This is a genomic window from Pseudoduganella sp. SL102, assembly GCF_027856995.1.
GTDB classification, from domain to species: domain Bacteria; phylum Pseudomonadota; class Gammaproteobacteria; order Burkholderiales; family Burkholderiaceae_D; genus Rugamonas; species Rugamonas albidiflava.
This window is the reverse complement of the sequence record NZ_CP115554.1, coordinates 6979337-7002853: the sequence shown is the minus strand read 5'-3', so window position 1 is coordinate 7002853 and position 23517 is coordinate 6979337. Positions and strand designations below refer to the sequence as shown.

The 23517-nt window shown below is 66.6% G+C and carries 15 protein-coding genes and 1 pseudogene; 5 read left to right on the top strand and 11 right to left on the bottom strand.

What is annotated here, in order from left to right:
* Window positions 1-277: 277 nt before the first annotated feature.
* The 8 genes from OU994_RS29665 to hutC form a co-directional block, all read right to left on the bottom strand.
* Window positions 278-1156 (bottom strand): ABC transporter substrate-binding protein, encoded by an 879-nt coding sequence (locus OU994_RS29665; protein ID WP_281611754.1) that lies wholly within the window; start codon window positions 1154-1156, stop codon window positions 278-280.
* 5 nt (window positions 1157-1161) lie between these two features.
* Window positions 1162-2871, bottom strand: a complete 1710-nt coding sequence (locus tag OU994_RS29660) for a glycosyltransferase family 39 protein (protein ID WP_281608815.1) — start codon at window positions 2869-2871, stop codon at window positions 1162-1164.
* A gap of 90 nt (window positions 2872-2961) precedes the next feature.
* Window positions 2962-3231, bottom strand: a complete 270-nt coding sequence (locus OU994_RS29655; RefSeq protein WP_131143808.1) for a type B 50S ribosomal protein L31 — start codon at window positions 3229-3231, stop codon at window positions 2962-2964.
* 401 nt (window positions 3232-3632) lie between these two features.
* Complete coding sequence (gene rho, locus OU994_RS29650; protein WP_130187463.1) at window positions 3633-4895, bottom strand: transcription termination factor Rho; 1263 nt, start codon at window positions 4893-4895, stop codon at window positions 3633-3635.
* A 132-nt stretch (window positions 4896-5027) separates the two neighbouring features.
* Window positions 5028-5354: a thioredoxin TrxA gene (gene trxA, locus OU994_RS29645; protein WP_107140476.1), complete on the bottom strand. Its 327-nt coding sequence runs from the start codon at window positions 5352-5354 to the stop codon at window positions 5028-5030.
* Window positions 5355-5697: 343 nt separating this feature from the next.
* Entirely contained in the window at window positions 5698-6111 is a 414-nt protein-coding gene (locus tag OU994_RS29640; RefSeq protein WP_281608814.1) for a response regulator, read from the bottom strand.
* Window position 6112: 1 nt separating this feature from the next.
* On the bottom strand, window positions 6113-10750 hold the full coding sequence (locus tag OU994_RS29635) for a PAS domain S-box protein (protein ID WP_281608813.1): 4638 nt from the start codon (window positions 10748-10750) through the stop codon (window positions 6113-6115).
* Between the two features lie 90 nt (window positions 10751-10840).
* Window positions 10841-11575, bottom strand: coding sequence for a histidine utilization repressor (gene hutC / locus OU994_RS29630; protein ID WP_281608812.1), 735 nt, complete (start codon window positions 11573-11575; stop codon window positions 10841-10843).
* 127 nt (window positions 11576-11702) lie between these two features.
* Here hutC and ada point away from each other — a divergent pair, with 127 nt between their 5' ends.
* Genes ada through OU994_RS29615 form a run of 3 tightly spaced genes read left to right on the top strand, consistent with a single transcriptional unit; the run spans window position 11703 to window position 15199 of the window.
* Complete coding sequence (gene ada, locus OU994_RS29625; RefSeq protein WP_281608811.1) at window positions 11703-12818, top strand: bifunctional DNA-binding transcriptional regulator/O6-methylguanine-DNA methyltransferase Ada; 1116 nt, start codon at window positions 11703-11705, stop codon at window positions 12816-12818.
* Entirely contained in the window at window positions 12815-13501 is a 687-nt protein-coding gene (locus OU994_RS29620) for a 2OG-Fe(II) oxygenase (RefSeq protein WP_281608810.1), read from the top strand. Before ada ends, OU994_RS29620 begins: the two co-directional genes overlap by 4 nt.
* 45 nt (window positions 13502-13546) lie before the next feature.
* Window positions 13547-15199, top strand: coding sequence for an amidohydrolase (locus OU994_RS29615; RefSeq protein WP_281608809.1), 1653 nt, complete (start codon window positions 13547-13549; stop codon window positions 15197-15199).
* Here OU994_RS29615 and OU994_RS29610 read toward each other — a convergent pair.
* Entirely contained in the window at window positions 15189-16058 is an 870-nt protein-coding gene (locus tag OU994_RS29610) for an aldo/keto reductase family oxidoreductase (protein ID WP_281608808.1), read from the bottom strand. The two genes, OU994_RS29615 and OU994_RS29610, sit on opposite strands and share 11 nt — an antisense overlap.
* A gap of 142 nt (window positions 16059-16200) precedes the next feature.
* Between OU994_RS29610 and OU994_RS29605 the strand changes: the two are divergent.
* A pseudogene (locus OU994_RS29605) lies at window positions 16201-17110 on the top strand (LysR family transcriptional regulator).
* Between the two features lie 91 nt (window positions 17111-17201).
* Here OU994_RS29605 and OU994_RS29600 read toward each other — a convergent pair.
* Window positions 17202-18218 (bottom strand): IS110 family transposase, encoded by a 1017-nt coding sequence (locus tag OU994_RS29600; RefSeq protein WP_281608807.1) that lies wholly within the window; start codon window positions 18216-18218, stop codon window positions 17202-17204.
* Between the two features lie 260 nt (window positions 18219-18478).
* Window positions 18479-21535 (bottom strand): heparinase II/III family protein, encoded by a 3057-nt coding sequence (locus OU994_RS29595; RefSeq protein ID WP_281608806.1) that lies wholly within the window; start codon window positions 21533-21535, stop codon window positions 18479-18481.
* Between the two features lie 278 nt (window positions 21536-21813).
* Here OU994_RS29595 and hutU point away from each other — a divergent pair, with 278 nt between their 5' ends.
* Window positions 21814-23508 (top strand): urocanate hydratase, encoded by a 1695-nt coding sequence (gene hutU / locus OU994_RS29590; RefSeq protein WP_281608805.1) that lies wholly within the window; start codon window positions 21814-21816, stop codon window positions 23506-23508.
* Window positions 23509-23517: the final 9 nt, after the last annotated feature.

Here is a 23517-nt window from a genome sequence, read left to right as displayed (position 1 = left end):
ACCGGGGCTCGATATGCGGTTGTGGGGCACATCAGCACCAGCTGGAAATCCGGCACGCGAATGGGGCACTGCCGGAGGTGTCGTTGGGCGGGGCACGGGCGCTGCCTGGGCGGCAGCTTGTATCTGATGACCTGTGGACGGTCTTTAATGCCGAGCGGCAACGTAGCGTATATGTGGACTATACCGGGCTCCACAAGCTTTGTCTTTAGTTTCCTGAAGAAAAAATCCCCAGATGCAACAGCAAGGCAACGGCTGATTCCGGTCTGTCTAGCCTGATTTACAAAGGCTGTTTCCCAGCGTTTTTTTCTGCGTTTTTTTCTGTGTTTTGTCCGCTGTTTTTACCCGTGCGCATGCCGTTGTTGATCCGTCCATCGTAGCGGCGGTCGATGCGGTCCAGCGAACCGTCCCGGCGCATCGTGTCGAGCATGGCGTTCATGCGCGCCACCAGCCGGTCCGGCACGCTGGGATGGCAGGCCAGGTACAGGCCCACGCGGTTGAACACCAGTACCGGCACCAGCTGGCCATCGCGGCCCAGCCGCCGCATGGTGTCCAGTTCCGGCCGCGATGCCACGGCCCACAGGTCGATCCGGTTCAGCAGCAGCTTTTCCGGATTGACGGCATCGTCCTGCACGGCCTCGACAGTGAAGCCGCGGCTGCGCAGGAATTCGTCGCGCGCGTCGCCGGCGTAGGTGCCGATGCGCAGGGGGCGCGCATCTTCCAGCGTGCGCAGCCGCAAGGGGCGGTCGGCGCGCGCCATCAGCACCCAGTCCGATTGCACGATCGGGCCCACCCACTTGAAGCCGGCTTCGCGCTCGGCGGTGCGGGTGGTGGAATACACGCAGGTCAGCGGATTGCGCTGCGCCTTCATGTAGGCGCGTTTCCAGGGCAGCAAGTCGATGGTGTGCGGCACGCCGACCCGCTCGAGCATTTCGCGCACCTTGTCGGTCTGGCGCCCGGCGGGTTTGCCGTCGACCAGCATGCTGGTGGGCGGCGTATGTTCGCCCGTGATGGCGAGGCGCGGCCAGGCAACCGGTGCGGCGGCGGAGGACGTGGCGGACGTGGCGGCCGCCATGGCCGGCTGGCCGGCGCCAAGGGCAAGGGCGAGGCCGAAGGTGCCGGCAACGGCCAGCGCGGCACCTGCCAGCGTGGTGCGCATGCCGGTCACGGCGTGTCGCGGCGGAACAGCCGGAAACGCTCGCTGCGCTCGCTGACGCGGCGGCCTTCCCACAGCAGCGTCCAGTTGCCGGGCGGGTCGCGCCGCACGCCGCGCGTGTAGTCCTGCCACAGCAGCACGCGGCACTGCGCGTGATCTACGCTGTTGAACGGCAGCTTGCCGAAGTAGGCGAACGAGGCGCGCTGGGCCGGGCCGGCGTTGCTGGTCACGCAATCGGTATCGGGCGGCAGTACGGCCGCGGCCTGGCGTGCCACCGTGGCATAGCTCTTGTTGTAGTTGGTGAGCGGCAGGAACAGCGTCATCCACAGGATCCAGATCAGGATCACGCCGCCCGAGGACAGCACCACGGCGCGCCACAGCACCGACGGCCGGCGCGACACGCGCCAGTGCACCAGCAGGAACCACCCCAGGGTGGCGGCGGCCGCCACGATCAGCGCCAGCCAGTTCACTTCCGGCACATAGCCCGGCACCAGGCGCAGCACGTTGCGGGCGGGTTTCGGCGGCCAGCCCGTCAGCTGGGCATACCAGAACAGCCACAGCATGGCCGCGCACAGCGTCAGCACCATCACGGAAAACCAGTCGATCGCGTTGATCGCGCCACGCTGCACCGTCAGCAGGCCGAACGCGGCCATGATGGCCAGCGGCGGCACCAGCATCAGCAATTGGGCATGTTCCGGCGCCGGGTGCATCAGCAGCATGATCATCGACACGGTGACGAAGGTGGTCGGCACCACGATGTGCAGCAGGTCGTTCTGCCGGCGCCACGCGTAGGCGGCCCACAGGGCGAACGGCCAGGCGGGCCAGAAGAACCACACGCCGTCGCGGAAGAAGATCTGCAGCGGGCGCAGGCTCGGCAGCGCCAGCTGCGCCATGTTCCACGTATTCCAGGCCACCAGCGGCGCCTGGCCATACGGCCGCGCAGCAAACGCCGGCACCAGCCACGGCAGCGTGACGGCGCACGCCACGCCGAGCGAAGCCAGCAAGTGCGGCAGCGCCTTGCCGGCCGGGATCGCCAGGAAGCGCGTGCAGATGAACAGGGCCACCAGCACGAAGGCGGGCGGCACCCAGCCGCGGGCCAGCGTCATCAGGCCCAGCGCCAGGCCGATCAGCGCGGCATTGCGCCAGCACGGCTTTTCCATGTAGCGTATCGAGCGGTACAGCGTGAGTGCGAGCAGCGCCGTCAGCAGCGGCTCGGCCGTGGTTTCATGGCCGTGCTGCAGGAAGCCCAGGCAGCCGAGATAGATCAGCAGCGCGGCATCGGCCAGCGTGCGGCCGAAGTCGTCCGGCTCGGGCTGGCCGCCGAAGGCCAGCTTCAGCGGCTGCGCCTCGGGGCGCCGGCCCAGGTTGAACGTGGCATACCACAGCGACAGCGCGCCCAGCAGGAATACCCCGATGGTGGCGATGCGGGCCGCCAGCACATCACCGAACAGGCCGCCGAACAGCTTGATGCACAGCGCGCCCAGCCAGAACATCAGCGGGCCTTCTTCCGGCATCGACATGCCGGCGATGTTCGGCCACAGCCAGTCCTGCCAGGTGCCGTGCGCCATCGTCCACATGATGCCGAAGCTGGCGGCATCGTCGTTCTTCCACGGTTCCCGTCCGATCACGCCCGGCAGGATGTACAGCATGGCCAGGGCGATCAGGGCCCAGCGGGGCAGGGCGAGGACGGCAGAGGCGGGAAGGCGGACTGGCTTCATTAATCGGTATTGCTGACGTTGGAAACAGGAGTATCGGCGATAACAATAAAAAAAGGCAGCCGCAGCTGCCTTTTTTCGCGCACGAGGCGATTAGCCCTGCGAGACGGCGGTCTTGGAACCGACCTTGCCGAACTTCTGGCGGAACTTTTCCACGCGACCGGCGGTGTCGACGATCTTGTGCTGGCCCGTGAAGAACGGGTGCGATTCCGACGAGACTTCGATCTTGACCAGCGGGTATTCCTTGCCGTCGAGGGTGATCTTGTCGCGGGTCTGGATCGTGGAACGGGTCACGAACTTGAAGTCGCAGGACAGGTCGTGGAAGACGACTTCGCGGTAATCCGGATGGGTATCTTGTTTCATGGTGCTTACTCTCTAAAGTTTGGTAGCCAAACAGCACTTCGGCGGTCCAACAGCTTCTCGACCCGATTGCCGCCCACTTGCCGGGGTTAAAAACAGCCGGGGATTATACCGGAATTTTGCGGACGCGGGCTAGCGAAGATGTTTTTCCCAGCAACAGTTGCCGGGGTCAGACCCCCAACGCTGTTAGCGGCAAGCTCGGCCGCCAGCGGTGTCGGGGGTCTGACCCCAGGATTTGCTTGGGTGGAAATGGCGGTTGAGAAACCAAAGGCAGGAATCGGGGTCAGACCCCCAACGCCGTTGGCGGCAAGCTCGGCCGCCAGCGGTGTCGGGGGGCTGACCCCAGGATCTGACGGGATATGCGCAAAAAAAACCGGAGCGCCAGGCTCCGGTTTCGGGGGGCGTTAGCCGCCGCGCCTCATCATGTCGAAGAACTCGGTATTGGTCTTCGTGGCGCGCATCTTGTCGAGGATGAACTCCATCGCTTCGATCTCGTCCATCGAGTACAGCAGCTTGCGCAGGATCCAGATCTTCTGCAGCTCGTTCGGCTTGATCAGCAGTTCCTCGCGGCGGGTGCCGGATTTGTTCAGGTTGATCGCCGGGTAGACGCGCTTCTCGGCCAGGCGGCGCTCCAGGTGCACTTCCATGTTGCCGGTGCCCTTGAATTCCTCGTAGATCACGTCATCCATGCGCGAGCCGGTTTCGATCAGCGCGGTGGCGATGATCGTCAGCGAGCCGCCTTCCTCGATATTGCGGGCGGCGCCGAAGAAGCGTTTCGGGCGCTGCAGCGCGTTGGCGTCCACGCCGCCGGTCAGCACCTTGCCCGAAGCCGGGATCACGGTGTTGTAGGCGCGGGCCAGGCGGGTGATCGAGTCCAGCAGGATGACCACGTCCTTCTTCATCTCGACCAGGCGCTTGGCCTTTTCCATGACCATCTCGGCAACCTGCACGTGGCGGGTGGCCGGTTCGTCGAAGGTGGAGGCGACGACTTCGCCGCGCACCGAGCGCTGCATTTCCGTCACTTCTTCCGGGCGTTCGTCGATCAGCAGCACGATCAGCGTCACGTCCGGGTGGTTGGCCGTGATGGCGTGCGCGATGTGCTGCAGCATCACGGACTTGCCGGACTTCGGCGACGCCACCAGCAGGCCGCGCTGGCCCTTGCCGATCGGCGCGATCAGGTCGACGATGCGGCCGGTGATGTTCTCGGCGCCGTTCATCTCGCGCTCCAGGCGCAGCGGCTCGTTCGGGTGCAGCGGCGTCAGGTTCTCAAACAGGATGCGGTGCTTCGAGGCTTCCGGCGATTCGCCGTTGACCTTGTCCACCTTGACCAGCGCGAAATAGCGTTCGCCATCCTTCGGCGTGCGCACTTCGCCCTCGATCGAGTCACCGGTATGCAGGTTGAAGCGCCGGATCTGCGACGGCGAGATATAGATGTCGTCGGTGGACGCCATGTAGCTGGCGTCTGGCGAACGCAGGAAGCCGAAACCGTCCGGCAGCACTTCCAGGGCGCCATCGCCGAAGATCTGCTCGCCGGACTTGGCGCGCTTCTTCAGGATCGCGAACATCAGCTCCTGCTTGCGCAGGCGGGCCGCATTGTCGATATCCAGACTGATGGCCATTTCCAGCAGCGCCGAAACGTGCAAGGCCTTTAATTCAGATAGATGCATAGGTGTTTGAGTGTCCCGTGACGGGAAAGTAAGGTAGGGGAGGGAACTGCGTGGACTCTATATTCTCGGGGGGCGGATGCCTCGGACCCGGCCAGGCAGGTGGTGCTGCGGGCGCAGCACCACCTATATTACTCAAATATTGCTGTCGATGAAAGAGGTCAGCTGGCCTTTTGCCATCGCGCCTACTTTCTGGGCAGCCGGCACGCCGTTCTTGAACAGGATCAGCGTGGGAATGCCGCGGATGCCGAACTTGCCCGGCACGGTCTGGTTCGCGTCCACGTCCAGCTTGGCGATGGTCAGCTTGCCGTCATATTCCTTGGCCACTTCTTCCAGGATCGGTGCAATGCTCTTGCACGGACCGCACCACTCGGCCCAGAAGTCCACCAGCACGGGGCGGTCGGATTTCAGCACGTCGGCTTCGAACGACGCGTCGGTAATGTGTTTGATGTTTTCGCTCATGTTGTTTTCCCCTTTCGGGATCAGATTAAGTTCGCCTGGCGCGCCCGGTGCCTCAGCCTTGAGACCCACCAGCCCATTGACAGGGAGATGGAGCCGTCGCGCAACAATTCAATGTCAAGTCACATTATCAATCACAGCATCGATCGAGGCATCGATCAAAAACATCGATCGAATATCTGCTCAGTATCAACCGCGTATCAACCGCGTATCAACGAAAGTATCAATGAAAAACATCAACTAGCGTATCAACTAAAGTATCAACCAAGGTATCAACTGCGCTTCAGCCAAGTCGGATAACGAGACTTGCAAGAGGGAATCAAGCGGGGATGGATCAAATAATAACCTATTTTCTGTCGCCGTGTAGCGGTGCGGACCTGGCGCCGGCCGCCGCCAGCAGCTCGGCCAGCGCGGTGCGCGCCAGCGGCTTGCTGAAGGCGCCCAGGATCGTCAGTCCCTGGGCCGCCGCCAGCGTGCGCGCCGCGCGCAGGATGCCGCTGTCCATGCCGGAAAGCAGCACCACGCTGCCCGTGAAACCCTTCTCGGCCACGGTGCGCAGGAACTCGATGCCATCCATTTCCGGCAGCGACAGGTCGCAGATCAGCAGGTCCGGCCGGAATGTCGGCAGCGCCTTCAGCGCGCTCCGGGCGTCGGTATCGGCGTGCACGTGGGGATAACCCAGGCTACCGATCATTTCCGTCAGCAGTTCCAGCATGAAGACGTCATCGTCCAGCAGCAGGATGCGCAGCGGGTGGTTCATGTCAATGGTCGCCAATCGTCGTATGGTTCAAGATGTGTTCCCTGATCTGCCCCAGCAGCGGGCGGTATTGCCCGATCAGCGCCCAGGCACCCCGCTCCGCCGCCGGGCCGGCCGCTGGCAGCGTCTCCATGCGCTCGCACAGTTCGCCCATGCCGAACGCACCCACGGTGCGCGCGGCCGCCTTCAGCCGATGGCCCAGTTCACGTACGCGGCCGATGTCGCCGGCGGCCAGCGCCTCATCCAGTTCCGCCAGTCCCGCCTCGGCCGCTTGCAGGAACTTGACGGCGAAATTGCGGATCTTGTCGGGCTGGTAGCCCAGCACCTGGGCCAGCACCGACAGGTCGACGACGGCCGGGTCGCCCACCAGCGTGCCATGCGGGCGGCGCGGCGCGGCGCCCGCGCCATCGCCATCGCCGGCACCGTTGCCATCGCCATCGCCATCGCCATCGCCATCGTTGCCGGCATCCAGCGCGCGCCGCGCCGGCAGCCACGCCGCCACCGTGCGCACCAGCAGCGCCGGCTGGATCGGCTTGGCGATGAAGTCGTCCATGCCGGCCGCCAGGCAGCGTTCGCGCTCGTCGCTGGTGGCGGTGGCCGTCATCGCCAGCACGCGCAGGCCGGCCAGGCGCGCGTCGGCGCGGATCCGGCGGGTCGCCTCCAAGCCATCCATCACCGGCATCTGCACATCCATCAGCACGCAGTCGAAGCGCGATTCTGCCAGTTCCGCCAGCGCTTCGGCGCCATTGCCGGCCAGCCTGACCGCCGCGCCCGCTTCTTCCAGCATCTCCAGGCCGATCTGCTGGTTGAACGTATTGTCTTCCACCAGGAGGATATGGGCGCCTTTCAGCGACGCCGCTTCGGCGGCCGGCACCGGCGGCAGCGCATCGGTCCGCGCGCTGCCGACGCCCAGCTGCGCGGTGAGCCAGAACGTGCTGCCGGCGTCGGGCACGCTCGTGACACCGACCTCGCCTCCCATCAGTTGCGCCAGCTCCTTGCAGATGGCCAGGCCGAGGCCGGTGCCGCCATAGGCGCGCGTGGTGGACGTGTCGGCCTGCTGGAACGACTGGAACAGCTTGCCCATTTCCTGTTCCGTCATGCCGATGCCTTCGTCGCTGACCTCGAAGCGCAGCAGGCAGTGGGTGTCGCTGCCGCCCAGGCGGCGCACGCGCAGGCCGATCGTGCCGCGCTCGCTGAACTTGATCGCGTTGTTGGCGTAGTTGATCAGTACCTGGCCCAGCCGCAGCGAATCGCCGCGCAGCACGGGCGGCACGTCCGGATCGACGTCGATGTCCAGGCGCAGGTCCTTGGCGGCCGCCTTCGGCGCCACCACGGTGGTCAGCGTCTCGATCACCTGGTCCAGCGGGAACTCGGCCTGCTCGATCTCCAGCTTGCCGGCCTCGATCTTCGAGATGTCGAGGATATCGTCGATGATGCCCAGCAGGTGTTCGCCGGCAAAGCGGATCTTTTCCAGGTAATCGCGCTGCCGCGGGTCGAGATCGGTCTTCAGCGCCAGGTGCGCCATGCCGATCACGCCATTCATCGGCGTGCGGATCTCGTGGCTCATGTTGGCCAGGAACTGGCCCTTGGCCTGGCTGGCTTCCTCGGCAACCTGCTTGGCCTGGTCCAGCTGCTCGGTACGCTGCGCCACGCGTTCCTCGAGGTGCTCGTTCAGTTCGCGCAGCGCCTGTTCCTGGCGCTTGCCCTCGGTGATGTCGATCGACATGCAGATCAGGTACACCGGCTCGCCATGCTCGTCGAACACGGGCTTCTTGAACGTGCGCAGCGTCAGGTGCTGGCGCAGCGCCGGGTTGAACAGCGTTTCCTCGTAGTCGATCTGCTCGCCGCGCGCAAAGGCCTCGCGGTCGCGCCGGGCGAATTCCGCCACTTCCTTCGGCGTGTGCAGGTGCGCGTACGTGCCGTTGTGCAGGTCGGCCATGGTGTAGCCGAACTGGCGCTCGCAGGCGGGATTCATCAGCAGCATGCGGCGGTCGGGGCCTTTCAGGAACAGCCCGATCGGCATCATCTGGATGATTTCCTGCAGCCGCTGCTCGCCCTGGCGCAGCGCGTCGGCGCTGTTCTTGCGCTCGGTGATGTCGGTCAGGCTGGCCACGGCCATCGTCGCGGCACCCAGTTCGTCGCGCATCGGTTCGGCGTTCACCGACAGCCAGCAGGTACCGCCGTTGTCGCCCGTGACCCCCATCACCACGTCGCGCACCGAGCGGCCGGTGGCCAGCGCCCGCAGCACGGGGTGCTGGTCGGCCACGAACGGCTGGCCATCCTCGTGCGTGCCGGGCCACAGCCGTGCGCCGCTGGCCGCCGCCGGCCCCAGCATGCGGGCCGCCGCCGCATTGCATTCGAGGATCACGCCTTCGCCGTTCAGCACCACCAGGCCATTGGTGACGGCATTGAACACGGAAGCCATGCGCTGGCTCGAATTGCGCAGCGCCACCTCGGCCAGGCGCCGGTCCGTGATGTCGGTGATCATCGCCAGCGTGCCCGTGTACACGCCATCGTCGGCATGGATCTGCGTGGTCGACACCAGCCCCCACATCGACGAGCCATCCTTGCGGTAGAAGCGCGCATCGCCCTGTTCGGCCTCGCCGGGGCGGCGGCGCTGGTTCTGCCGCGCCTGCTGGGCCACGCTTTCGTCGTCGAGGAAGGCGCTCATCGGGCGGCCCAGCATCTCGTCGGGCTCATAGCCCAGCATGCGCGCCATGGTGGGATTGACGAACGAGGTGCGGTTGCCGGCATCGAGCATCCAGATGCCTTCGGTGGCGGTCTGCACGATCAGCCGGTAGCGCTCGGAACTGGCATGCAGCGCCTGTTCGGTGCGCTGGCGGCGCGTCATGTCGCGCACCGAGACCACCGACAGGCCCTGGCCGGCCATCTCGATCGGCGCCAGGTGCACCATGGCGGGGAAGTGGGCGCCATCGCCGCGCCGTGCCGTCAGCACGCGGCCCGGCAGGTTCGGGCGCGAGAACAGTTCGCGCGGCAGCCCGGGTGCGCTGCGCATCACTTCCGGCACCAGCAGTTCCATCGACAGCCCGGCCATGTCGCCCGGCTGGTAGCCGAAGCAGGCGGCGGCGGCGCGGTTGACCTGCTTCACGCGGCCGGTGCGGTCCGCCACCAAAATCCCGCCCGGCATGGCCTCCAGCACGGCGGACAGGCGCTCCCGCTCGGCCACCGCGCGGTCGCACACGGGCCCCAGCGTGCCGCGCGCCAGCATGGCCAGCGCACCGGCGTGCTCGGTCACGCGGCCGCGCACCACGATCCAGCGGAAACTGCCGTCGCGGCAGCGCATCCGGCATTCGTGCACCAGCAGCGTCTGGTCGACGGGATCGAGGGCGATGCGCGACAGTTCGTGCATCAGCTGCAGGCGGTCGTCCGGGTGCACGTGCTGCAGCCAGGCATCGCGGTCGCGCGGCGCGAAGCCGTCCACGCCATGGCCGAGCAGTTCGCCGGCGCGCGGCGACAGGCGCACCTCATTGCTTTGCGGATGCCACTCCCAGGCCGCTTCGCAGGCCGCCTCCAGCGCATCTTCGGCGGCCAGCCCGGACACCGTCCCGGCAGGCTCCGGCAGGGGCTGCACGCGCGCGCCGCGCAGCCGCCAGATGGCCGCGGCGGCCAGCAGTGCCGCCAGCGCGCCGCCGGCAATCCACGGCCAGCGCGGCCGCGGCGGCGGTTCGCGGTACAGGAAACCATCGAGCGGCACGCTGCGCGGCAGCATGCCCAGGGTGATGTAGGTATTCACGATCGCTTGCCAGCGCACCGGATTGCTGTAGCCGGGTTCGACCAGCGGCTGCTCCAGCAGCCTGGCGGTCTGGCGTGCCTCGTGCATCAGGTGTTCGCGCGAGTGGCCCTGCGGATAGCGGGCGCGGATCAGGTCGACGATTTCCTCGGGATGCGCCATCGCATAGCGCCAGCCGCGCAGCGTGGCGGCGCGCATCGCGCGGGCCCGTTCCGGGTGTTCGCGCAATTCCTGCTCGGTGGTGAACAGGTTGTCGCCATAGAAGTCGATCCCGGCCGCGCGCGGCACCAGCATCTCGTACGGCGCGCCCAGGCGGTCCAGCGTGTACGGCACGTCCGTGATGTAGCCCGACATCGCGTCGACCTTGCCTTCCAGCAGATCCTCGAGCCGCTGGCTGTGCGGCAGCAGTTTCAGGTCGGCCAGCTTGACACCCTGCCGCAGCAGGTAGGCCTGCAATTCGTCGTCGTTGCCGGGTGCCAGCATCACGCGGGCGCCGGTCCAGTGCAGCGGGCTGCCGTCCGGCGTGCGGCGCACCACCAGCGCGGCGGCCGAATGCTGGAAGATCGAGGCCAGCACCACCACCGGCCGGCCCGCCGCGCGGTGCAGCAGCAGGCTGCTGTTGCCCACGCCATACTGGGCGCGGCCGGACAGCACGGCCTGTACCGGGTCGCTCCCCGGCTGTGCCTCGAGCAGCGATACCGCCAGCCCTTCATCCCGGTAGAAACCCTTGTACTGCGCGGCGTAATAGCCGGCGAACTGGAACTGGTGGCGCCACTTCAGCTGGACATTGACCCGATCCAGCCCCCATGCCGGACCGCATGCGCACAGCAGCAGGGCTGCTGCCAGGCGCAACAGGCGGCGGCGTGCGGAACGGGTGGCGTGGAGCGGCAACGGCTTCCTTTCGTGAAGTCGGCCTGGATGGCCGGACAGGGACGGGCGAACAGGGAATGAAGAGGGAATATACAACACCGAGCGGCAAACTCAGGCGTGTGCACCCGTCGCGACGCTGCCGGCGAACTGGTAACGGTGGCCCGGATGCCACATCGTCACGAGCGAGGCCACCTTGCCGGCCGAGCGCGTGCGCCGGCGCAGCACGAGGCAGGGCTGGCGCGCTTCCATCGCCAGCATGTCGGCGATGTCGCGCGGCGCCGCCAGCGCTTCCAGGCTGTACGTGGCGGCCTGCAGCGGCGCGGTCGCCAGCAGGTATTCGCTGGGCGTCACGCGGGTGAAATCCTGGGCCATGTAGTCGGGCGCCACCAGCGGGTTGACCCAGCGGTCTTCCACCTGGATCGGCACGCCGTTCTCGTAATGAACGATGATCGAATGAAACAGCAGGTGCGCGGCCGGCAGCTCGAAGCCCTTGGCCAGCAATTCCTGGGCGGGGCCCTGCTCGAGCCGCTGCAGCGTGCTGCGGTGCGTGTGGCCGCGGGCGCGGATCTCGTCGGCGATGCTGCGGATCTCCAGCAGCGTGGCCTGCACCTTCTGCGGCGCCACGAAGGTGCCGGAGCCCTGGCGGCGGGTCAGCACGGCTTCCGCCGTCAGCTCGCGCACGGCGCGGTTGACGGTCATCCGCGAGACGCCGAACTGCTTCACCAGCGCCTGCTCGGAGGGGATCACGTCGCCTTCCTTCCAGTGCCCGGCGGCGATCTGCGCCACCAGGAAATCCTTGATCCGCTGGAAGATGGGGGTGCCTGCTGCATCGTGCCGTGCTTCCAAGTCCTGCTCCTCTGCTGCCATGGTCGCGGCATTCTAGGGCCTTACCGAATTCAAAAGCAAGCGGCGGGGTGCCTGCCGCACGAGCGCCGCCTACCATGGCGGCATACAATGTTTGCCTGGAGCCGCCATGGACAATCTTACTTCCGCATCCGCCGCCACCGCCGACCCGGCACCCGACTTCGCTACCGACGACGCCCGCTGGGCCGCCGTGCGGGAGCGCGCAGCGGCCGCCGATGGCCTCTTCGTGTATTCCGTGCGCACCACCGGCGTGTACTGCCGGCCCTCGTGCGGGGCCCGGCCGGCGCTGCGCGCCAACGTTGCCTTCCACGCCGGGCCCGCCGACGCCGAGCGCGCCGGCTTCCGGCCTTGCCTTCGCTGCAAGCCCGACGGCCCGGCGCTGGCCGAACGCCACGCCGCCCTGGTGGCCGAGGTCTGCCGGCTGATCGACGCGGCGGACGAGGAACCCGACCTGGCTACGCTGGCCGCCGCCAGCGGCATCAGCCGCTTCCACCTGCACCGCATCTTCAAGGCGCAGACGGGCATCACGCCGAAGGCCTATGCCACGGCGCGGCGCAAGCAGCGCGTGCGCGAGCACCTGGCCGGCGCGGCGCAACAGCCGTCGGTAACGGAGGCGATCTACGCGGCCGGCTACAACTCGAGCGGCCGCTTCTACGCCACCTCGCGCGAATCGCTGGGCATGACCCCCACCGCCTTCCGCCGCGGCGGCAGCGGCGCCACCATCCGCTTCGCCATCGCGCAATGCTCGCTGGGCGCGATCCTCGTCGCCAGCACCGATGTCGGCATCTGCGCGATCCTGATGGGCGACGATCCCGCGGCGCTCGCGCGCGACCTGCAGGACCGTTTCCCGAACGCCGACCTGGTGGGCGCCGAAGCCGACTATGAAGCCGTGGTGGCACAGGTGATCGGCCTGGTCGAGGCGCCGGAAACGGGCCTCGACCTGCCGCTGGACGTGCGGGGCACCGCCTTCCAGCAGCGCGTGTGGCAGGCGCTGCGCACCATCCCGGCGGGCCGCAAGGTCAGCTACACGGAGCTGGCGGCGCTGGTCGGCGCGCCGAAGAGCGTGCGTGCCGTGGCCGGGGCCTGCGCCGCCAACGCGATCGCGGTGGCGATTCCCTGCCACCGCGTGGTGCGCAACGATGGCACGATTTCCGGCTACCGCTGGGGTGTCGAACGCAAGCAGGCCCTGCTGGACCGGGAAACCGTGCGCGAGGGGCGCGAATGACCCCCGACTGGCAACGCGTCGAGGAGGAACTGGACGCCTTCGGCTGCGCGCGGGTGGCCGGGCTGCTGGCGCCGGACGATTGCGCATCCCTGGCGGCCGCCTACGACGACGCCGGCCAGTTCCGCAGCCGCATCGTGATGGCGCGGCACGGCTTCGGCCGCGGCGAGTACCAGTATTTCCGCTACCCGTTGCCGGATCCCGTGCAGGCGCTGCGCACCGCGCTGTATGGGCCGCTGGCGGCGATCGCGAACCGCTGGCATGCGGCGCTCGGCATCGACGAGCGCTATCCTTCCCGCCATGCGGAGTACCTGGCGCGCTGCCACGCCGCCGGGCAGCTCCGGCCCACGCCGCTGCTGCTGCGCTACGGCGAAGGCGACTACAACTGCCTGCACCAGGACCTGTATGGCGAACATGTGTTTCCGCTGCAGGCCGCGCTGCTGCTGTCGCGGCCCGGCACCGACTTCACCGGCGGCGAATTCGTGCTGACCGAACAGCGCCCGCGCATGCAGTCGCGCGCCGAGGTCGTGCCGCTGGAGCAGGGCGACTGCGTGATCTTCCCTGTGCATCACCGTCCGGTGCATGGCACGCGCGGCGTCTACCGCGTCAACATGCGGCACGGCGTGTCGCGGCTGCGCAGTGGCAGCCGCCATACGCTGGGCATCATCTTTCACGACGCAACATAGGAAATCTTCGCTACACTCCGGGCTTTCGCACCCCAAAGGATCGCCATGCGACTGCTCCTTCTTCCCGCCCTCGCTCTCGCCCTGCAGGCCCATGCCGCGCCCGGCACCGTGATCGACAACGCCAACGGCTACACACTCGATGCGAAAGACCGGCTGCTGCGCTTCCAGTCGATGGCATTCGATGCGAATGGCCGCATCGTGGCCGTTGGCACGGCGCGCGAGGTCGCGGCCAAGGCCCAAGGCTTCACCCATGTCGACATGAAGGGCCGGACGGTGTTGCCGGGGCTGATCGATGCGCACGGCCACGTGTTCGGCCTTGGGGAGATCGCCACCGGCGCGGAGCTGTACAGTTCCACCAGCCTGGATGGCGCGGTGAAAACGATCGCCGCCTTCGCCAAAGCCAACCCGCGGCGCGGCTGGGTGGTCGGCAATGGCTGGAACCAGGAGACGTGGAAGCTGGGCCGCTTTCCCACCGCCGCGGAGCTCGACGCGGCGGTGGCGGACCGTCCCGCACTGATGCGCCGCGTCGACGGCCATGCGGTATGGGTCAACAGCCGCGCGCTGGCGCTGGCCGGCATCACGAAAGACACGAAGGACCCGGCCGGCGGCAAGATCGAACGCGATGCGGAGGGCAATGCCACGGGCATCCTGGTCGATGCGGCGATGGACCTGGCGAACCGCGTGCTGCCGCGGCCCACCGAGGCCGAGTCGCGCGCCGCGCTCGATGGCGCGCTGGCGGTGCTGCGGGGCGCCGGCCTGACGAGCGTGCACGACGCGGGCATCGGCGTGGCCGAGGACCGGCTGTACCGCGCCTATGCCGATGCCGGCAAGCTGACCACCCGCGTGTACGCGATGATCGGCGATACCGGGGAGGACTTCGACCGGCTGGCCGCCGCCGGCCCGCTGAAGAGCCATGCCGGCGACCTGTATGCGCTGTCGTCCGTGAAACTGTTCGCCGACGGCGCGCTGGGCAGCCGCGGCGCCGCGCTGATGGCGCCCTACAGCGACGCCCCGCACACGCACGGCCTGCTGTTCCATGACGATGCCGCGATGCGGGCCAGGATGGCCAAGGCCATGAAGGCCGGCTACCAGGTCAACGTGCATGCGATCGGCGATGCCGGCAACCGGCAGATCCTGGACGGCTACGCGGCGCTGTTGAAGCAGTACCCGGCCGCCGGCCTGCGCCACCGGATCGAGCACGCCCAGGTGGTATCGCCGGCCGACATCCCCCGCTTCGCCGAACTGGGCATCATTCCTTCGATGCAGCCCACGCACGCCACGTCGGACCAGAACATGGCCGAGCAGCGCGTGGGCAAGGAGCGCATCCGTGGCGCCTACGCGTGGCGTACTTTCCTGAAGCAGGGCTCGCGCATCGCCTGCGGGTCCGATTTCCCGATCGAGTCGCCCAATCCGTTCCAGGGCATGCACGCCGCCGTCACGCGGCAGGACATGCAGGACCGGCCGCCGCAAGGCTGGTATCCCGAGCAGGCCATGAGCGTCAAGGAGGCGCTGCGCTGCTTCACGCTCGATGCGGCCTACGCGGCCCGGCAGGAAAACGTGATCGGTTCGCTGGAACCGGGCAAGTGGGCCGATTTCATCGTGACCGACGGCGACCTGTTCACGGTGCCGCCGGCGCGGATCGGCCGCATCGGCGTGCTGGAAACGTGGCTGGGCGGGCGGCAGGTCTTCAAGCGATAGCGGCTATACGGTCCAGCTCCGCCACCGCGTCGGCCGGCAGCGCCAGCGATGCGGCGGCCAGGTTCTGCCGCAGGTGGGTGACCGATGACGTGCCCGGGATCACCAGGATGTTCGGCGACCGCTGCAGCAGCCAGGCGATGGCCACCGCCATCGGCGTCGCATCGAGCCGTGCCGCCACGGCCGACAGCGTGTCCGACTGCAGCGGCGAAAAGCCGCCGAGCGGGAAGAACGGCACGTAGGCGATGCCATCGGCGGCCAATTCCTCGATCAGCGCGTCGTCGCCCCGGTGGACCAGGTTGTAATGGTTCTGCACGCAGGCCACCGGCACCATGCGGCGTGCCTCGCGCACCTGCGTGGCCGTCACGTTGGACAAGCCGATATGGCGCACCAGCCCCTGTTCGCGCAGCCCGGCCAGCACGGCCAGCGGCTCTTCCAGCGAGCCTTCGGCCGGGCCGTGGACGCTGAACATCGCCCGCAGGTTCACCACTTCCAGCGCTTCCAGGCCCAGGTTGCGCAGGTTGTCGTGCACCGCCTGCGTCAGTTCCTCGCGCGAGAAGGCCGGCAGCCAGTTGCCCTGGCTGTCGCGGCGCGCGCCGATCTTCGTCACGATGGTCACGTTGGCCGGGTAGGGATGCAGCGCTTCGCGGATCAGCTGGTTGGTGATGTGCGGTCCGTAGAAATCGGACGTGTCGATGTGATCGACACCGCCCGCCACCGCGGCGCGCAGCACCGTGCGGGCCGCCTCAAGATCCTTCGGCGGGCCGAAGACGCCCGGGCCGGCCAGCTGCATGGCGCCGTAGCCGAGGCGCTTGACCGTGCGGTCGCCCAGTTGCCAGGTCGTGTGAGGGGTGTTCGACATGCCGTTCTCCTTGGTGGGTAGGTATGAACGAAGGATAGGGCCGTGCCGCCTGCGCGACAATCCGGTAAAGTGTGGATGGGTTGTACGAAAAATCGCACAATGAATTGACAATAAAGCGCACACAAACAGGAGGTGGCGGCACATGAAAGTCGACCTGGGGGACCTGAACGCGTTCGTCACCGTGGCGCGCGCCGGTGGATTCCGCGATGCCGCGCGCCTGGCCGGCGTCAGCGCGTCCGGCCTCAGCGAGGCGGTGCGGCGGCTCGAAGCGCGCCTGGGCGTGCGCCTGCTGAACCGCAGCACGCGCAGCGTGGTACCCACCGAGGCGGGCCGCAGCCTGCTGGAGCGCCTGGCGCCGGCATTGAACGAAGTGCAGGTGGCGCTCGACGTGGTCAACGCCTTTCGCGACCGGCCCACCGGCACCCTGCGCCTGAACGTGCCGCTGGCCGCGGCGCGGCTGGTCCTGCCGTCGATCCTGCCGCGCTTCGCGGCCGCGTATCCGGACATCGTGGTCGACGTCGCCGTCGAGGACAGCTTCGTCGACATGCTGGCGGCCGGCTTCGATGCCGGCATCCGCTACGAGGAGCGGCTCGAACAGGACATGATCGCCGTGCCCATCGGCCCGCGCGTGCAGCGTTTCGCCGCCGCCGCGTCGCCGGCCTACCTGGACCGCGCGGGGCGCCCCGCGCATCCCCGCGAGCTGCTGGGGCACGCCTGCCTGGCGGGCTACTTTGCCAGTGGTGCGGGCAGTGGTGTAGTCAATGAGTGGGAATTCGCGCGCGACGGCGAAACCGTGCGCATCGATCCGCAGGGGGCCGCTGCGCGTGCGGCTGGGCGCCGGGGCCGACCTGGCGGTGGCCGCGGCGGTGGCCGGTACCGGCATCGTGTACCTGTTCGAGGACTGGCTGCGGCCCTACCTCGCCCGTGGCGACCTGGAACCCGTGCTGGAACCGTGGTGGCCGGGCTTTTCCGGCCCGTTCCTGTACTACCCCGGCCGGCGCCTCGTGCCGGCGCCGCTGCGGGCTTTCATCGATTTCATCCGCGCCGGGTGAGGATCCGGGACCGGGCGCCAATGCCGCTAAATTAAGCGTTACCCGACCCGTTGGGAGCGCATGCATTTACCCCAACAGCGAAGGACTGGGGTCAGATACCGTCTTGTTTTGCAAGGCCCGAATTCAAAAAATTCGGGTCGAATGGCTTGCCAGAGCAAACCACGCCGTAAATCAGATGAACCAGCTTGCGCATGACGGCGCCGGTGACGGCCTTGGGAGCCATGCCATTGGCGCTCAGGCGCTCGGCAAAGGTCTTCAGCAAGGTGTTGTACCGCTTGGCGACCATGCCAGGCATGTACAGTGCACTACGCAGATCATTGTTGCCGATCTTGCTCATGCTTGTCCGACCGCGCACTGATGTTCCAGAGCTTTTTTGCTTTGGACTGACTCCAATAAATGCCGCAAGTGCCTTGGCCGATCCGAAGCGCCTAATGTCACCAATGTGGCCCAGGACCTTAGCTATCGTAGTGCTGCCAATGCCCGGAATACTGCGCATCAGATCGGCGTCATGTTTCAGGCCAGGATGCCTGTCGATGTGATCGTCGATCTCCTTTTCCAGCTCGGTGATCTTTTGATCGAGCCATTGCACGTGCTCATCGACGTTTTTCACCAAGTCGGCCTGACCGGCAAAATCATGAGCTTCCATCCGGTTCTTTTCCTGTTGCCTGATGTCCTTGAGCGCAAGCAGCCGATCGCTCAAACCCTTGAGTTCACGCTGTTCCTTTGGAGGTGGCACCCAAACTGGCGGCCTCTTCGCAGCACAGAATCGGGCGATCAGCCCGGCGTCAATTTGATCGTTTTTGTTGCGGATGTTTTCGGACTGCCCAAAACCTTTGATGCAGCCTGGATTGATGACGCTCACCATAATGCCCGCATCGTGCAACCACAGAGCAAGCGGCTCGCTATAGACACCGGTCGCTTCCAGACACACGTGAGCGCTGTCTGGAGAGACCTTCTGCTTGACCAACCATTGAACCAGTTCCTGGTAACCCTCCGGCGTATTGCTGAGCGTCTTCGATTTCGCTTTGCCACTGACCAGCAGAACAATATCGAGCTTCTTCTTACTCACATCAACGCCAACTACCGGGGTTACTGCCATTTCCATCATTTCCTCTCTCGTATGCGGGCTTAGCGTAAGAACGCCGTCCCAAGATACCGTACGGACTTCAATGAAAAAACAGGCAAGGCCACCTATCTGACCCACAGGCTCGAAGCCTTAATCCCGAGCGGTGTGACCTTGCCTGGCCGGAACTGCAGCGGAAGTATCCACTGAATTGTCGGTACGCTCAAGATACGAGACCCGACGGGTCTGACCCCGGAATTTGCACTTGGGGTGGCTTATCCAAGCGGCATTAGGCCTGGCGCGCGTCAGGGCAGGGTGAACTCCAGCAGGCCCTGGCTGTTGGTGCTGCCCGGCATGGTGCCGGCACCGAGAACGGTCAGGACGAATTCCTGCTTGCTGGTGTCGTACTTCCGCAGGTAGGCATGATTCGCCTTCAGGCCGGCGACCAGCACCGAGCCCTTCCAGCCCTGCGGCGCCTTCCAGCGCAGGGAGTCCGGCGGCAGGGCGCTTTTCGCGAACACGACCACGGTACCCGGCGAGACTTCGGCCGCGGCGGCGCTGTTGTCGCTGCTGTCGAGGAGTTTCGACGTATTCGCGGCAGGGTCCGCGAACGGGTCGTTGTCCTCGACATGCAGCACGTTGAGGAAATACTGGTGACTGGATGGCGCGGGCTGCCCGGCCGGCACCGCCGCGATCTCGATGCGCCATTCGCCGAAGTCGCTCCGGTTCTTCTTGTCGATCTTCGTGTTGGGCCCGAAGTTGGTCCAGGTATAACCATCGTTTTCCGTGCCGTAGCGCGCCGTGAACCGGCAATCCTTGGGCACTTCCGTCTGCGCCTCGTCCTGCATGACTTGCGGGCATTCGTCGCCATCCAGCCCGCCCGCCAGCGTGATCCGCGCGTTCCTCGGCAACAATGGCTCCACCGTCATCATGCCTTGCCCGTTGCGCACCAACAAAGGCTGGTTGTCGGCCGTGGGGGCGAGCGCGATCCTGCCGGGGTCGGCCCTGCCAATTCCCTTGATGGCCGCCGTTTCCGGCATGGCGGCCGTATGCAGCAGCGAAGTTGCGGCCAGCGTGCCGGCAGTGCGGATGCGGTCGAACACGACGATCGATGTCCTGTCGCCGGGATTCTCCGGTCGAAGGTAGACGATGCTGCGCAGGAAGCCTTCATTCTGGTCCAGCTTCGCGGAGTAGGCCTTGCTGGCATTGCCGGTCACGAAGGCATAGCGCCCATCCTTGTCCTCGTGGTAGTGGGTGATGCCATCGAGGTGGTTTGTGCCGCCTTTCCTGATTTCGGGCAGGGTGGGATAGTGCTGCACGCCTGGCTTGATCCACTGGCCGCCGTCATTGCTCAGCAGCCTCGGGCCCCGGTAGAAGGTTTCCTTGGGATCGAAGACGACGACCGTGTTGTGGGCGATGGTGCGGCGATAGTAGTTTTCCCAGTGCGTCGAATTGTAGGCATCGTAGGCGCCGGTATCGAGCAGCAGCGGAGCATGGCGGAACACCGAGAAGCCGTTCTGGTCCAGGTGATGGTGGTTCTCGCTGATGAACGAAGTGGACTTGAAGTCGAGCAGCGTCGCATTGGCGTAGTCCCAGCTGTCGCGCATGAGGACATTGCCGGCGACCTGGTAGCGTGCCGACAGCGGCCAGGTGTTGGTGGCCGCCGGCGTGGCATGCTTGCCGGGGAACATCAGGGCATCCCAGACCAGGTCGGGGCCCCAGCGCCGCGGTTTTACCTGCTGCCGATAGAACGCGGAAGCGACCGCATCGCCGCGCGTGGCCGCGGCAACCGCCATGTAGCCAAGGGCTCTTTCGCCGGGACCGAATTCATAATTATCGCCGCTGGCCGGGAACGCGCCGTCCTTGCGCAGCCCGTAGATGTACGGCCGGATCACCTTGTCCGTGAATTGCGCCTGGGCGATCTGCTGGCCCGACGCGGGGGCGATGGCGCGCTGCCACATGACCATGCGTTCGATCATCTCGCCGGCGCCGCCGTACGCAAACAGGGCGTGGTGGCCGCCGTCGCCGGAAATATACTCCCGCGCGGGAATGACGCCTGCCGTCAGGTGCGTATAGATGCGGTCGATCATCGGCAGCACGTTCAGGTTGTCCTTGGTGGCGCTGTCCTGGGCGATGGCGAGCAGGCCCAGCGCGGTACCGGTCTGCGCACTGAAATGGTGGCCGGTGATATAAAAGCGCGCCACGTCGGGCGCGCCCTTGCAGTCGAGTGCCGTGCCTGCCGCGGTCACGCCCACGGCCGTTCCGCAGATCATTCCGATCAGGTCGAACGACGCGTTCGGATAACCGGATGGCGCCGGCCCGGGGCCCGGATAGGGCGGAATATCGGTGCGGATCGTCTGCACGATCGCCGCGCGCATGGCGGTGCGTTTTGCCTCGCTCAATTCATTGTAGAACCAGTCGTACAGCACACCGAGTGCGCCGATGCGCGCGTTCATCGACCATTCGGTACCCGCCGCCAGGCCCCACGGCTGGTGGTCCTTGATCGCGAGGATCATGTCGACATAGCGGTTTGCCGCGGTGGCGTAGGCCGGGTCGGTCTTCAGGCGGGAAGCCAGGGCCAGCGTCCTCGCCGTGTCGAGGATCTTGTTGCGGCCGGCGGTCGCCACGTCGCAGATCGATTCGGCATTCACCGGCGGGTTCGGCGTCACGGCGCAGTTGGCGATGGTCGTCGCCATGCCGGTGGCGTGCTCCAGCAGGGCGGTACGGCCCCGGCCCAGTTCATAGTCGACGACCGGCCGGCTCCAAGCGACCTGGCCAGTGGCATCGTCGGTCATCGTCATCCCGGTCACGACATCGCCCTTGCGGGCCGTGGCGTGGAAGTCCTGGTTGCCGGGAATCCAGTTGAACGCCCCATGGTTATACCCGATGGGATTGACCGTGCCACTGGAGGTGATGGTCACCTTCTTCAGCACGGTGTCGTAGCTGATGGCCACCGTGGCTTCGACATCGGGCTGCAGCCGGATAGCCGTGTGCGCGTAATAGCTCGTCGAGCCAGCCTTCGAGAAACTCACCTGCAGGACGACTTCGCGCTGGCCGGCCGCGGCGTCGCTGGAATCGAGGTGGCGCACGCGGAGCGTGTCGCCCGGGCCGCCCGAACCGAACAGCACACCGTCGACCGGGTCGCCGGCGGCTTTCAGCGCTGGCTTGATCTTGAACCGAAGGGTGCCTTTCTTCGGCGGCAGCGGTCCGGCCGGCAAGCGGCTGGCGAGCAGTTCGAGATCGCCCTTGGTTGCATACAGGCGCGGACGTTCCGTCTTGATGGTACCCGGCAGGGCGAGCGCTGTGGATCCAAATGCCAGGCAAACGGCGGCGGTCAGGGTGCGGCATAGCGGCAAACGCATGGAAGCTCCTTGGAAGTGAGTCGCCATTCTAGCGGCCGAAAGTTGTAAAAATTCTAACTGATTCTCACCGCCGTGCACACGCACACGGCGCGGCGTGGAAACCACTTGACTTTGGCGGCCAATCGCGGTGTTCCGGGCGACATGGCGTCCCGAAACGCCTGCCCGGCGAGCGGCGCCGTCGAAAAACCATTTGACCAAGGTTGTATAGACAACCTATGCTGTAGGAATCCTTAAACCTTGATCCGCCAACCCTGATCCGCCAACTTCCTGGAGACGCCATGAACGACCCGCGCTTCGATTCCACCCGCGACATCCGCGCCCCGCGCGGCCCGGACAAGACATGCAAGACCTGGGGCGCCGAAGCGGCGTACCGGATGATCCAGAACAATCTCGACAGGGAAGTGGCCGAGAACCCGCAGGCGCTGGTGGTCTACGGCGGCATCGGCCGCGCCGCGCGCGACTGGGCATGCTTCGATGCGATCCTGGGCGCCTTGAAGGAACTGGGCGAGGAAGAAACGCTGCTGATCCAGTCCGGCAAGCCGGTCGGCGTGTTCCGCACCCATGCCGATGCGCCGCGCGTGCTGATCGCCAATTCGAACCTGGTGCCGAAATGGGCCAACTGGGAACATTTCAACGAGCTCGATCGGAAGGGCCTGTTCATGTATGGCCAGATGACGGCCGGCAGCTGGATCTACATCGGCACGCAGGGCATCGTGCAGGGCACGTACGAAACGTTCGCCGAGGCGAGCCGCCAGCATTTCGGCGGCGACCTGCGCGGGCGCTGGCTGCTCACCGCCGGCCTGGGCGGCATGGGCGGCGCGCAGCCGCTGGCCGCCACCATGGCGGGCGCCGTGTCGCTGACCGTCGAGTGCCAGCAGAGCAGCATCGATTTCCGGCTGCGCACGCGCTACCTGGACAAGCAGGCCGCCACCATCGACGAAGCGCTGGACATGGTGCGTACCCACAAGGAGCGGGGCGAGGCGATCTCGATCGGCCTGCTCGGCAATGCCGCCGACGTGCTGCCGGAACTGGTGCGGCGCGCCCGCGGGGGCGGGCTGGTGCCGGACCTGGTGACCGACCAGACTTCCGCGCATGACCTGATCAACGGCTACCTGCCGCAGGGCTGGAGCGTGGCGGACTGGCAGGCGGCGCGTGCCGAACCTGCGCGGCACGCCGGACTGAAAGCTGCCGCGGCGGCATCCTGCGCGGTGCACGTGAAGGCGATGCTGGACTTCCAGGCGCTGGGCGCGCGCGTGGTCGACTATGGCAACAACATCCGCCAGGTGGCGCTCGACGAGGGCGTGCAGGATGCCTTCGGCTTCCCCGGTTTCGTGCCGGCCTACATCCGGCCGCAATTCTGCGAAGGGCGCGGGCCGTTCCGGTGGGTGGCACTGTCCGGCGATCCGGAAGATATCTACAAGACCGATGCCAAGATCAAGGAACTGTTCCCCCACCACGCCAACGTGCACCGCTGGCTGGACATGGCGCGCGAACGCATCGCCTTCCAGGGCTTGCCGGCGCGGATCTGCTGGCTGGGCCTGGGCGAGCGGCACCTCGCCGGCCTGGCCTTCAACGAGATGGTGAAGAACGGCGAACTGAAGGCGCCCATCGTGATCGGCCGCGACCACCTCGATACGGGCTCCGTGGCCAGCCCGAACCGCGAAACGGAAAGCATGAAGGATGGCAGCGACGCGGTGTCCGACTGGCCGCTGCTGAATGCGCTGCTGAACACGGCCGGCGGCGCCACCTGGGTCTCGCTGCACCACGGCGGCGGCGTGGGCATGGGATACTCGCAGCATGCCGGCGTCGTGATCGTGGCCGATGGCACCGAGGCCGCCGCGGCCCGGCTGGCGCGCGTGCTCGTCAACGACAGCGGCTCCGGCGTGATGCGCCACGCCGATGCCGGCTACGATTCCGCGATCGCCTGCGCGCAGCGCAATGGCCTCAACCTGCCCATGCTGAAGCAATCATGACTGTTGAAA